Below are 13,367 nucleotides of genomic sequence, written 5' to 3'. Positions count from 1 at the left end.
TTTATGCAAAACATTCATTTTCTTTATAAGTGATAACAGTATAACCTAAAGAAGCACAAATTTAAAACAGTGTAAACGCAGTAGATGAAAGGATGAATAATATGAAGACATTATCCCCTAAAACAACATTATGGTTGGTGATTTTCCTTGTTACGATCTGGGGAATCAACTGGCCTTTAACCAAATTAGTATTACCTGATGTGCCACCTCTTTTATTTTCAGGACTGCGGACTTTAATAGGAGGTCTAATTTTATTAGGATTTACTTTAAAACATATTGAACGATTGCAATGGAAACGGAATATGAAAATCTATGCAGTGCTCGCTATTCTGAATATTATCGGATATTACGGACTACAGACGATAGGCATTGGCTATTTGCCAGCAGGTTTATTTTCAACGATAGTATTTTTACAACCGATTTTACTTGGATTGTTTTCATGGTTATGGTTAGGTGAAAAAATGAATACGATGAAAGTGGTTGGATTGGTACTTGGGTTTGCCGGTGTGGCTGTGATTAGTTCTGGCGGAATCGAAGGCAACTTATCGGTAACAGGTATCGTTTTGGCTCTGGCATCTTCATTATGTTGGGCGCTAGGTACGATTTATATGAAGAAAAATAATCAGCAATTGGATTCTCTATGGACAGTGACCATGCAATTGTTAATTGGTGGAGTTGTACTGATGATTCTTGGATCATCTACTGAAAGTTGGAGCGATATTCAGTGGACGCCTTCCTTTATCGAAGTCTTATTGTTTATTTCCCTTTTTGTGATTGCGGGTGGTTGGATGGTGTATTTCAAATTAATCGACAGTGGAGAAGTAAGCACTGTAGGAACGTATACCTTTTTAATTCCGGTATTATCTAATATCTTTAGTATCTGGATATTAAATGAGTCGATCACTTTACCTTTATTGATCGGTCTGGTTATGATTGCTTGTAGTATAGCGTTTGTAAATTGGAAAAAGGCAGTCAAGCCTCCATTGATCGTACAAGTTCCTTTAGATAAAAAGTAACTGCATGCATAATTAAAATATATAGAGAAAATATAAAAGCAAATATAAAAAGACTATTTCTATTAAAGAGCTAGTCTTTTTTTTTGTGATCAGATTGTATTCTAGAATTTGTATCCTTTTAGAGGTATCTTTTATAATATAGTAGTGAGTTCTATAGAATATTTATGTAGGATTTAATTTTGATTATTATTTTATATTTTATAGAGCTTTATGAAATCAAAAGGAGGCAGACCTTGTTATCATCCAAAGTTGAACAATACTTCAAAGAACAAAATGGCTGGTATGAAGAAGCTTCGTCTGACTATGTAGGTGCTTTGGAACAGTTAAATATTCCGCTAGACTCAGACTTTGCTCAATTTTATTTGCATGCTGAGACAGGGCCTACGTTTTACAGTAGACATCGTGAACTTTACCATATTGCTTGGTTTGTACTGTATTCGAATTATGATCTAAGTGTACATAGTGCCCGCACGACGTTGCAATTACCAGAAGAATATCTTCCACTGGATGCTTTTGTCGGTGAAGGTGGATACTTTTATAATCGGCAGACGGGACAAGTGTTAGAATTGAGTCTTGGTCAACCGTTACAAGACTTTTGGGCAGGGCAATTACAACCGCAATGGTCCGATTTTAATTCATTTTTAGAATGGTTTTTTGAACTGGATCATTCTGCTCATTCTTCTTCCTAAATCAGTCGCTAAGATCATCATGATCTGGCGGCTTTTTTTAAGCTTTCCTTTACCTTCCTTTAAGCTGAATTTATAACATTTACGTTATAGTAAAAAGGATTTTGGGAAAAGCGGGAGGGAACGAGGTATGCTGCAAGTCCAGCAAGTAAGCAAATGGTTTGATCAGCGTCGCAGTGTAGATGGAATAGATTTTGAGATGAAGCGTGGTGAAATTGTTGGTTTTCTCGGCCCTAATGGAGCGGGTAAAACAACAACTATGCGAATGATTACAGGATATTTAACCCCTTCTACGGGACAGATATGGGTAGATGGACTACCGATGCATGAACAATCCAGACAAGCACGTAGTAAAATCGGCTATTTGCCAGAGACACCGCCACTTTATCCCGATATGACCGTGCGTTCGTATTTACGTTTTGTGGCGGATCTACGTGATGTGTCGGTACGAGAACAGAAGTTACGGATAAGTGAAATGGTGGATCGGCTTGGACTACAAGGAAGAGAACGACAGGTGATTCGTTCTTTATCTAAAGGATATAAGCAACGTCTAGGATTAGCAGGTGCGATTATTCACCAACCGGAATTATTGATTTTAGATGAACCAACATCTGGGCTTGATCCAAATCAGATTATGGAAATTCGTCAATTGATTCGAGAATTAGGAGAGCAACATACCGTGTTGTTGAGCACTCATATTTTGCCAGAAGTCAGTATGCTCTGTAACCGAATGTTGATTATCCATGAAGGCAAATTAGTACTGGATCGAGCAGCTGATCATATTGGTGATTCATTGCACGAGAATTTCCAGATTCAATTGGAAGTGAAGTCTAAGCCTGCGATCGTACGATCAGTACTGGAACATTTAGTCTTTGCACATATGGAATTTCAGTATTCAGATACCAATGAACAACAAGAACAATTGATTACGATCCAATTAACTGGAGTCGATCAGGAAGATTTTAGAGAATCACTTTCTTTATTATTAGCCGAAGCACGAATACCTGTATTAGAAATGCGTAAAGAAGGTCACAGTTTAGAAGATCTATTTGCCAAATTAACAACAGATTCGATATCGAGTAAAGAAACCAATGTATCATCTGTCGATGTTACAGATACTCCTGAGACAAAGGAGGATACATCCAAGTGAGACGTATGTGGGCGATCTGTTCTAAAGAATTACAGCTGTATTTTTTAAATCCAACGACTTATTTTGCAATTGCCGTCTATGTATTGCTATCCAGTTATATGTTTTATGTTAGTTTTGTCGGTTACCAGCCAAGTATATTGGATTACCGTTTGATTTTGGGCAATACGATTTTTATGTTATTGATTATTATTCCGTTGTTAACAATGCGTTTGATATCTGAAGAATTTAGACAAGGAACCGATGAACTTCTGCTCACTTCGCCTGTTACAGTGACAGAGATTGTGGTGGGTAAATACTTAGCTTCGCTTGGTTTATTAGTAGTATTGATTGCATGTAATCTAGTGTATCCGGTGACGATGTCTTTTTTCGGTACGATGAATATGCCAATGTTATTGTTATCTTTATTGGCGGTATTTTTACTCGGTGCTGCAATGATGGCGATAGGGCTATTTGCTTCTAGTCTGTCTCAACACCAGATGATATCGGCAGTGATCGCATTTGTACTCTTACTGGGACTATGGATTATTGATTCTTTTACAATGAATTCAGATATTGCACAGAAATGGTTAGAACCTTTTTCAATATCGAGTCGAATCGATAATTTAATTAAAGGCATACTGCATGGACCTGATATTCTGTTCTATCTTACGTTATCTCTATTGTTCCTCGTGCTGAGTATACAAGTCGTGGAACGGAAAAGGTGGAGGTGATCAATATGAAAAAATGGATACAAGGTACAAATGCAGTTGTCTTTTCAGTAGCAGTGATCGGGATTTTTATTATTGTGACACTATTTCTAAATTCGATTGGCACTTTTCAAGTCGATCTAACCAAAAATAAACAATATACGTTATCCGATCAGACGATAACAACATTGCAAGGATTAGACCAGAATGTCGAAGCACTGGTCTTTCTTAACTCGCAAGATGCTGAAGTCTATACCCGTGAAGTGACAGATTTATTAGCAGAATACCATAAAGTGAACAGCAAGTTGCAAGTCAAAACGTATGATCTGTTGACCAATCCAACACTTGCCAAGCAATACGGAGTGACTGAAAGTGCAGTAGTGCTCAAAAAAGGAGATAGTACCAAAATCGTTCCGGTATATGATATGTTTGCTGATGGGGCAGGAGCAAGTGATATGAGTGCAGAAAGCGCAGAAGCCAGTACTTCTTATCAATTTAGTGGTGAAGAGAAGTTAACTTCAGGTCTGTTATCTCTATCTTCATCTACAACACATAAAGCATATCTGCTCAACGGGCATAATGAATTTGCCACCACTGATATCAGTACACTGGTGAATCATTTAAAAGAAGAAAATATTACGGTGAGCGATCTGTCTCTACTACAAGAAGGCGCTATTCCGAAAGACGCAAGTCTACTTATGATTGTAGGCCCGCAAAATGATTTGAGTGATGGGGAAACCAAGCTTATTAAGCAGTACTTGAGTAATGGAGGCAAGTTATTCTTATCTCTTGGATTTAATGAAAAAATGAGTAGTAGTTGGAAGAACTTGGACTCATTAATGAGCATGTATGGGGTTAAAGATACTCATACTGTAGCTGTAGAACCTAAAGACACGACCTTATATGATCCACTGACGATTATTCCAGACTATGGACAACATGAGATTACATCCAAATTAGCAGCAAGCAAGCTGTATACGATGATGTCTCTGTCAGTTGGTTTGCAATTAGAAGCGGTAGAAGGTTGGACAACAACACCGTTACTGACTTCTTCGAGTAATAGTTATGGAGAAACCAATCTGTCAGGCTTATTAGAATCCAAAACAGAACGAGATCCGAAAGATTTACCCGGCCCTTTCGATCTGGGATTTGCTGTCGCTGATAGCAAAGGTACACCCAAAGCAGTGATTTTAGGCGGATCTACTTTTATGATGGATCAGGAAATTGTTCAGCAAGCGAATTTAGATTTTGCACTGAATAGTATCAATGATCTGTTAGGTAATACGAGTAAAATCACGATTCGACCTCAAGTACAAGAACAATACCAGACTGCGAATTTATCATTATCTCAAGCGAAAATGATTTTCATCGGAACGGTGATTGTATTTCCTTTACTCTTTGTCATTATAGGGATTGTACTATGGTGGAGACGACGGAGAGGATAGAAAGGAGTCTTGCAGATCGTGCAATTTCGTCAATGGATACCGACTATAAGTATGGTTATCATTTTACTGGTAGGTGGAGTATACGCGTATTCACAGAACTTTTTTCAAAAAGATCAGACAACTCCTGTAGAAGCCCAATGGATTTCGTTTACACCTGATACTGTGCAGAAGATCCAAATCAAACCTTTACCTGAACATCAGGAAGCGACTACACCATCAGGATCTTCAACACTGATTGTGCTTGAAAAAAATAAGGATCAATGGCAAATGAGTCTACCTGCTAGCTACCCTACCAATTCATATATGATTGCAGATTGGTTAACCACATTACAAGCTGCGACAGTGCACAATATTGTAGAAGAAGCACCAACCGATGTAACCAAATACGGGATAGATCCACAGCAACCTAATATGGTATTAACCACATCGACAGGGCAACAAGATAGACTGTATATTGGGAGCAAATTACCAACCGATGGATATTATTATGCACGCTTAAATGAAGGAGCAATTATCCAATTAGCACAGCAGACCGTTACGGATTTGTCAGCTACTGTTTTTGGATTTGTTGATACAACGCCAATCGGTTGGAATGATCAAGATATGACAGCTTTGAGTTGGACAGATTCCAAAGATCAGAGCCATTGGACAGTACATCATCAAGCCAATGTAGAAGATCCATCGCAAGATCATTGGACTTTTAATGGTCATTCTATTACTGCTGAACAAGCATCCAATTTGACAGATAGTATCAAAAATATACCAACTGATCAATTGCCACAACCTGCTTCTAAACAATCATCGCAATCGTCTGTATTCACTTTGAAAGTGACTCGAACAGAGCAAGGGCATACGGTTGTAGATACGTATCAAGGATTTCAAAATGCCGATGATCCTACATCAATTTGGGTCACTGAACCTACTCATATGTGGGTGTATCGTCTACCTTCAGAATCGATCCATCAAGTGATACAGTCGGCACAAGCGCTCTCTAAATGATATGCTTATCTGTTATCAATGATCGTTGTCTAATCATCAGTTATCCACAGCCAATAAAGTGAACATTCACACCAAACACCTTTTATTGAGTAGATTGCATACTTGGTAAAAGGTGTTTTTTTGAGTTCGATATCTATCTATATTGATTTTATTTGATAAAAAAAGAAGGTAAAAGGATAAAATGATTGACTGTAAGCAGTTTTGAGAATAATATTTAACTATAAATTAATCAAAACATAATCAAAAAGTGATAAATGAATCAAAATATAACAATGATACAACTATTGTGATGATCTATTGAAGTGTATTCAATTAGAGGAGGAACAAAAATGACAGAAGCGCTACAAGTAGAAAAGCTAAAAAATTATATCAATGGGGAATGGGTCGAAAGTAAAACAACCGTCTACGAAGATGTCTACAATCCAGCGACCAAAGAAGTTATTGCTAGAGTTCCCCTGTCTACCAAAGAAGATATTGATTATGCTGTTGAAGTAGCCCATCAAGCTTTTCAATCCTGGCAAAAAATAGCTGTTCCTCGTCGTGCACGCATTCTGTTCAACTTCCAACAATTATTGTCTACTCATAAAGAAGAACTGGCTCGTCTGATCACTTTAGAAAATGGGAAAAATTTGACCGAAGCATTAGGTGAAGTAGGTCGTGGTATCGAAAATGTAGAGTTTGCCGCGGGTGCGCCTACATTGATGATGGGCGATTCACTGGCTTCTATTGCAACAGATGTAGAAGCGGTAAATTATCGGTACCCGATAGGCGTAGTTGGTGGGATTGCTCCATTTAACTTTCCTATGATGGTGCCTTGTTGGATGTTCCCGATGGCGATTGCTTTAGGCAATACATTTATTCTCAAACCTTCTGAACGTACACCGTTATTAACTAGACGTCTGGTTGAATTATTTACTGAAGCAGGATTGCCTAAAGGGGTATTCAATATCGTATACGGAGCGCATGACGTGGTGAATGGTATTCTGGATCATCCTTCGGTACAAGCAATCTCATTTGTTGGTTCGAAGCCTGTAGGAGAATATGTATTTAAGCGTGGAAGTAATAATCTCAAAAGAGTGCAGGCATTAACAGGAGCCAAAAATCATACGATTGTACTGAACGATGCTGATCTAGAAGACACGGTAACCAATGTGATCGCTTCTGCTTTCGGTTCAGCAGGTGAACGGTGTATGGCATGTGCTGTTGTCGCTGTTGAAGAAGGCATCGCAGATGCTTTTATCACCCGTTTGAAAGAGCGAGCAGGCGAGATCAAAATCGGAAATGGTCTTGATGACGGTGTATTTCTAGGTCCGGTGATTCGAGAAGAAAATCAGAAACGCACTATAAGCTACATCGAAAAAGGGATTAGCGAAGGGGCAACGTTGGTCTACGATGGTCGTGAACACATTTCAGAAGAAGGCTATTTTATCGGACCAACTATTTTTGAAAATGTCACAACAGATATGACGATCTGGAAAGATGAAATTTTTGCGCCTGTCTTATCGGTTATTCGTGTGAAGCATTTGAAAGAAGCAGTCGAGACGGCTAATCGCTCGGAATTTGCTAATGGAGCTTGTATTTTTACATCCAATGCTTCAGCGATTCGTTATTTCCGTGAAAATATAGATGCCGGGATGTTAGGCGTGAACTTAGGTGTACCTGCACCGATGGCATTCTTTCCATTTTCCGGTTGGAAATCTTCCTTTTTCGGTACGCTACATGCTAATGGAAAAGACAGTGTAGACTTTTATACGCACAAAAAAGTAGTCACTGCTCGTTATGTTACGCCTACGTTTGAATAAGGAGGGTTCCGAATCATGAGTCGTTTATTGCGTAAACCTCAACAACAACTTCTCAGCACAGGAGTAACTCTGCTACATGAAGTGAATCAAGATAATTCTCCTTTACACTATGTAGGATTCAAAATGATAGATATCGAACCCGGTACGACATATAGCGAAGCACTGGGAAAAACCGAATGTTGTATTGTAGCCGTCACAGGCCAAATTACAGTCAGCGATCATGAACAAACGTTTACCGGAGTAGGAACACGTGCAAGTGTTTTTGAGAAAAAGCCTACAGATAGCGTCTATATTTCAAATGATCGTGCATTTACTATTACCGCAGAGACAACAGCTAGAGTGGCTTTATGTTATTCACCTTCTATCGAACAACGTCCAACCCGTATGATTCAAGCCGCCGAAAATGGTGTCGAGCATCGTGGGAAATACAACAATCAGCGTCTGGTGCATAATATTTTGCCAGACTCTGATCAGACGGTAAATAGTCTTTTGGTCGTTGAAGTCATCACAGAAAGTGCGAACTGGTCCAGTTATCCACCTCATAAGCATGATGTTGATCAATTGCCTGCGGAATCGTTATTAGAAGAAACATACTATCATGAGATCGATCCTGCACAAGGGTTTGTATTTCAACGTGTTTATACTGATGATCGTTCAATAGATGAGACGATGGCGGTTGAACATCGGAATGTTGTGATCGTGCCTGTCGGTTATCATCCTGTAGGTGTGCCTGACGGATACACTTCGTATTATCTTAATGTGATGGCAGGACCCAAGCGCATCTGGAAGTTCCACAACGATCCTGATCATGAATGGATATTGCAACGTTAAGCTGATGATCAAGCTTGTACAGAATAGAAATTTGTGAAGGAAACGGAGTGGAAGAACAGATGAAGTACGAATTAAAAAGTGAACGTGTTTTCGATATTATTGCGATTGGTAGAGCCTGTATAGATCTGAACGCTACAGAATACAATCGTCCTATGGAAGAAACGATGACGTTCACCAAATACGTCGGTGGATCACCTGTTAATATCGCAATTGGAAGTTCCAAATTAGGGCTCAAAACAGGCTTTATCGGAAAGCTAGCAGATGATCAACATGGTCGCTTTATTGCTAACTATATTCAGAATCTAGGTATCGATACCACAGGAGTCGTAATTGATCGAGCAGGTCACAAAACAGGGCTTGCTTTTACCGAAATCAAAAGCCCTGAAGAATGCAGTATTCTGATGTATCGTGATAATGTAGCCGATCTGTACTTGGAACCTAGTGAAGTAGATGAAGACTATATCCGACAAACAAGTACTTTATTGGTATCAGGTACTGCTCTTTCGCAAAGTCCTTCACGGGAAGCTGTACTCAAAGCAGTCAGTCTCGCGCGTAAACACAACGTAAAAGTGATTTTTGAATTAGATTATCGTCCATATACATGGAACTCTATAGAAGAAACGGCTATCTACTATGCACTGGTTGCCGAGCAAGCAGATATTGTGATCGGAACACGCGATGAATTCGATATTCTTGAACATCGTAAAGGAGAAAATGAGCAAACGATCGCTTATTTATTCCAGCATCTTCCGCAACTGATTGTAATCAAGCATGGTGTCGAAGGATCATATGCTTATACAAAGTCAGGTCAACGTTTTCAAAGTAAAGCGTATATCACTCAAGTATTGAAAACATTTGGTGCAGGTGATTCGTATGCTTCTGCTTTTCTGTATGCTTTATTTGCAGGTAAAGATATCGAGACCGCTCTCAAATACGGTAGTGCTTCAGCATCGATCGTGGTGAGCAAGCATAGTTCTTCTGAAGCCATGCCTACAGTAAATGAAATTGAACAATTGATTACAGCAGATGAAAAAGAGGCATAATACAGATAGAGGTGACATGATGCAAACCATTCGGCTGACAACAGCACAAGCCTTAATCCGTTTTTTGAATGCCCAATATATCCATGTAGATGGTCAAGAATCTCCTTTTGTCGAAGGGATATTTACTATTTTTGGACATGGTAACGTACTGGGAATCGGTCAAGCATTAGAACAAGAATCCGGTCATCTCAAAGTCATACAAGGTAAAAATGAACAAGGAATGGCTCATGCGGCTATCGCATACAGCAAGCAAATGTTACGTCAAAAAATATATGCAGTTACCACATCGGTAGGGCCAGGAGCAGCGAATCTAGCAGCGGCGGCAGGGACAGCATTATCTAATAACATTCCAGTATTATTTTTACCCGGAGATACGTTTGCTACAAGACAGCCTGATCCTGTACTTCAACAAATTGAACAAGAATATAGTGCAGCGATTACAACCAATGATGCGTTAAAACCATTATCACGCTATTGGGATCGGATTACTCGTCCTGAACAATTAATGTCTAGCTTACTACGAGCTTTTGAAGTGATGACTGATCCTGCCAAAGCTGGCCCAGCTACGATCTGTATTGCGCAAGATGTAGAAGGAGAAGCTTATGATTATGATGTATCCTTTTTTGCACGTCGGGTTCATTATTTAGATCGTAAATTGCCTACGATGCGCGAATTAACAGGAGCAGCTGCATTAATCCAATCCAGTCGTAAGCCAGTGATTATTGTAGGTGGTGGAGCTAAATATTCGCAAGCACGGGATATATTGATCCAATTATCTGAAAAGCATCATATTCCATTAGTAGAAACACAAGCAGGTAAAGCAACAGTTGAATATACATTTGCTAATAATCTAGGTGGTATAGGCGTAACCGGGACACTTGCCGCGAACCAAGTGGCAAGGCAAGCTGACTTAGTGATTGGTATTGGTACAAGGTACACTGATTTTGCGACATCTTCCAAAACGGCTTTTGATTTTGAAAATGGTCAATTTTTAAATATTAATGTTAGCCGTGCTCAAGCATACAAATTGGATGCTTTTCAAATGGTAGCGGATGCTAGAACAGCCTTGGAACAACTGTCTCCTTTATTAGAAGGATACGTTAGTGAATTTGGAGATCAGATTCAGCAATTCAAAGCAGAATGGAATCAGGAACGAGATCGTTTAAGTAAGATTACTTTTCAGCGGGACAATTTTAAGCCAGAAGTAAGCGATCAATTTGATCAACAGATGCTCAATGAATATGCCGATGCACTTCAGACTGAATTACCACAGACGACAGCATTGATCGCTATCAATGAAGTTATTCCAGCAGATAGCATTATTATTGGCTCAGCAGGATCATTGCCAGGTGATCTACAACGCATTTGGAATCCTACAGTGGCTAACACGTATCACTTGGAATATGGATACTCTTGTATGGGGTACGAGGTGTCTGGTGCTCTAGGGATTAAGTTAGCTGTACCTGACAAAGAAGTGTATTCTATTGTTGGTGACGGTAGCTTTCTCATGTTACACTCTGAATTGATTACAGCGATTCAATACAATCATAAGATCAATATTATTCTTTTTGATAATGCAGGTTTTGGCTGTATTAATAATCTACAAATGGAGAACGGTGGAGATAGCTATTTCTGCGAATTCCGTACTCACGATCAACGGATTATGAATATTGATTATGCCAAAGTAGCTGAAGGTTATGGCGCCAAGTCTTACAAAGTGAATACGATAGAACAATTGCAGGCGGCTTTGAAAGATGTATCACAGCAATCGAACTCCACATTGATCGAGATCAAAGTATTACCGAAAACAATGACCAATGGCTATGATAGCTGGTGGAATGTGGGCGTGGCTGAAGTCTCTGACAACGAAAAGATTCATGAAGTATTTGAAGCTAGACAACATCAGTTAAAAAAAGCTAAACAATATTAAAATAGGCTCTTCTGAAATGATGATGATTAAAGGAGAGATGACATGTGCGAACCGTATCAATGAAATCTATGCTAATAGAAGCTTTAGCAGGTGGTTATGCTGTCGGGCAGTATAATATAAACGGTGTGCAGTGGGTACAAGCGATTTTGCGAGCAGCAGAAGAAGAACAAGCACCTGTGATTCTAGCAGCTTCTGATCGATTGGTAGACTATCTGGGTGGATATGCACTGATTGCTGCTATCGTAGACCTTTCGATACAAGAGTTATCCATTACAGTACCTGTCTCTTTACATTTAGATCATGGCATCAGTGTAGAACGTTGTAAAAAAGCTATCGATAGTGGATTCAGCTCTGTCATGATTGATGGTTCACATCATTCGATCGAACAAAATATAACCATGACTCGTGAAGTGGTAGAGTACGCTAGAGCATATGGCGTATCGGTTGAAGCAGAAGTGGGCACTGTAGGTGGTATGGAAGATGGACTCATCGGAGGCATTCAATATGCAGACCCGCTTGAATGTGATCGACTGGTCAAAGAAACAGGGATTGATGCACTAGCAGCAGCGCTCGGTTCAGTGCATGGTCCTTATCAAGGTGAGCCTGTACTTGGATTTGCTGAAATGAAGCATATTGCAGACTTAACAGGTATTCCGTTAGTTCTACATGGAGGTTCAGGTATTCCACAGCATCAGATCCAGCAAGCCATCGCATTAGGGCATGCCAAGATCAATGTAAATACCGAATGTATTCAAGCATGGGCATTAGCTGTTCGCCAAGTATTGAATCAAGACACTCATATATATGATCCAAGTAAAATTCTTACCCCCGGTACTGAAGCGATCCAAGCAGTGGTGCAAAGTAAAATGCAGGAATTTGGCACAAGTGGTCAAGCGAATGCCAACTATTCTAAAGTATAATAAGTCTCTCCCCATCAGGATAAAGCTAATATTCCATTAAAAAGACATATCTTGTTCTAAGTTATTCTTAGAGTAAGATATGTCTTTTTGAGTCCTTTTATTTACAAATATATAATTCAATCCGATGCTCACGACAGAACGAATGGTATTCTTCTGATAATGCACCAGAGGTGATCAATACATCGACTTCATGCAAAGGAGCATAGGTAAGCTGAGTAGATTTGCCGAATTTGGAGGCATCTGCTAGCAAATATAAAGTCTGAGCTTTTTCAGCGATTCGTTTTTTTATTTCGTACTCCAAAATATCAGAGTTGGTCAACCCATGAGCAATCGATACACCCGTAGCCGCCATAAAAGCTTTGCTGATATTATATTTATCCAAAATATGTAGATCATCAATACTAACAAATGATTTGGTTTTGCGTTTGTAGCGATTACCAATTGTGATCAGCGTAATATTTTCAAAAGCAACAGCCGCATTAATCACATCCAGACTGTTGGTCAAAATGGTTAACTGTTGAGAAGAAGGAAGGAACTCAATCATATTGCGAGTCGTTGTGCCCGAGTCGATAAAAATCAAATCTTGATCTTCTACGAGTGCAGCCGCTTGTTGTCCAATTTTCACTTTTTCAGGATGATTAGTATGATCCCGATTTTCAAATGGAATTAGAGCAGGAGTTACAGAAGTCACTCCACCGTAGACCTTTTGAATCGTTCCTTTTTCAAGGATTTGATTCACATCACGACGGACGGTATTTTTAGAAACGTTAAAATATTCACAAAGTTCATCTAAAGAAACTGTACCCACCGAGTGAATATAATCTTCAAGATGTTGTAGCCTTTTTTCCTTCATACGATT

12 protein-coding genes are annotated in these 13,367 nt (G+C 39.3%); 11 read left to right on the top strand and 1 reads right to left on the bottom strand.

Going from position 1 to position 13,367, the window contains the following annotated elements:
* Positions 1 to 101 precede the first annotated feature (101 nt).
* The 11 genes from PO903_RS00500 to fba all read left to right on the top strand — a co-directional run bounded on the left by PO903_RS00500 (position 102) and on the right by fba (position 12,508).
* Positions 102 to 1,016, top strand: a complete 915-nt coding sequence (locus tag PO903_RS00500; protein WP_273592353.1) for a DMT family transporter — start codon at positions 102 to 104, stop codon at positions 1,014 to 1,016.
* A 233-nt stretch (positions 1,017 to 1,249) separates the two neighbouring features.
* A complete protein-coding gene (locus PO903_RS00495; RefSeq protein ID WP_137223637.1) occupies positions 1,250 to 1,705 on the top strand; it encodes a hypothetical protein in 456 nt (151 codons plus the stop codon).
* Positions 1,706 to 1,832: 127 nt separating this feature from the next.
* Positions 1,833 to 2,852 (top strand): ABC transporter ATP-binding protein, encoded by a 1,020-nt coding sequence (locus tag PO903_RS00490; protein WP_273592352.1) that lies wholly within the window; start codon positions 1,833 to 1,835, stop codon positions 2,850 to 2,852.
* Positions 2,849 to 3,562, top strand: a complete 714-nt coding sequence (locus PO903_RS00485; RefSeq protein ID WP_273592351.1) for an ABC transporter permease — start codon at positions 2,849 to 2,851, stop codon at positions 3,560 to 3,562. Before PO903_RS00490 ends, PO903_RS00485 begins: the two co-directional genes overlap by 4 nt.
* A gap of 5 nt (positions 3,563 to 3,567) precedes the next feature.
* Positions 3,568 to 4,983 (top strand): GldG family protein, encoded by a 1,416-nt coding sequence (locus PO903_RS00480; protein WP_273592350.1) that lies wholly within the window; start codon positions 3,568 to 3,570, stop codon positions 4,981 to 4,983.
* A gap of 18 nt (positions 4,984 to 5,001) precedes the next feature.
* Entirely contained in the window at positions 5,002 to 5,982 is a 981-nt protein-coding gene (locus PO903_RS00475) for a DUF4340 domain-containing protein (protein WP_273592349.1), read from the top strand.
* 329 nt (positions 5,983 to 6,311) lie between these two features.
* Entirely contained in the window at positions 6,312 to 7,784 is a 1,473-nt protein-coding gene (iolA, locus tag PO903_RS00470; RefSeq protein ID WP_273592348.1) for a methylmalonate-semialdehyde dehydrogenase, read from the top strand.
* A 15-nt stretch (positions 7,785 to 7,799) separates the two neighbouring features.
* The gene (gene iolB / locus PO903_RS00465) at positions 7,800 to 8,615 is read left to right on the top strand and encodes a 5-deoxy-glucuronate isomerase (protein ID WP_273592347.1); all 816 of its coding nucleotides are present in this window, start codon (positions 7,800 to 7,802) and stop codon (positions 8,613 to 8,615) included.
* A gap of 59 nt (positions 8,616 to 8,674) precedes the next feature.
* The gene (iolC, locus tag PO903_RS00460) at positions 8,675 to 9,658 is read left to right on the top strand and encodes a 5-dehydro-2-deoxygluconokinase (protein WP_273592346.1); all 984 of its coding nucleotides are present in this window, start codon (positions 8,675 to 8,677) and stop codon (positions 9,656 to 9,658) included.
* A gap of 16 nt (positions 9,659 to 9,674) precedes the next feature.
* Positions 9,675 to 11,588 (top strand): 3D-(3,5/4)-trihydroxycyclohexane-1,2-dione acylhydrolase (decyclizing), encoded by a 1,914-nt coding sequence (iolD, locus tag PO903_RS00455; protein ID WP_273592345.1) that lies wholly within the window; start codon positions 9,675 to 9,677, stop codon positions 11,586 to 11,588.
* Between the two features lie 44 nt (positions 11,589 to 11,632).
* On the top strand, positions 11,633 to 12,508 hold the full coding sequence (fba, locus tag PO903_RS00450) for a class II fructose-1,6-bisphosphate aldolase (RefSeq protein ID WP_273592344.1): 876 nt from the start codon (positions 11,633 to 11,635) through the stop codon (positions 12,506 to 12,508).
* Positions 12,509 to 12,605: 97 nt separating this feature from the next.
* On the opposite strand, the gene PO903_RS00445 is transcribed toward fba, so the two are convergent.
* Positions 12,606 to 13,361, bottom strand: coding sequence for a DeoR/GlpR family DNA-binding transcription regulator (locus tag PO903_RS00445; protein WP_069325561.1), 756 nt, complete (start codon positions 13,359 to 13,361; stop codon positions 12,606 to 12,608).
* Positions 13,362 to 13,367: the final 6 nt, after the last annotated feature.

It is taken from the genome of Paenibacillus sp. PK4536, assembly GCF_028594455.2.
GTDB lineage: Bacteria > Bacillota > Bacilli > Paenibacillales > Paenibacillaceae > Saccharibacillus > Saccharibacillus nuruki.
Note: the sequence above shows the minus strand (reverse complement) of the source record. Positions and strands in the feature narration are given on the sequence as shown.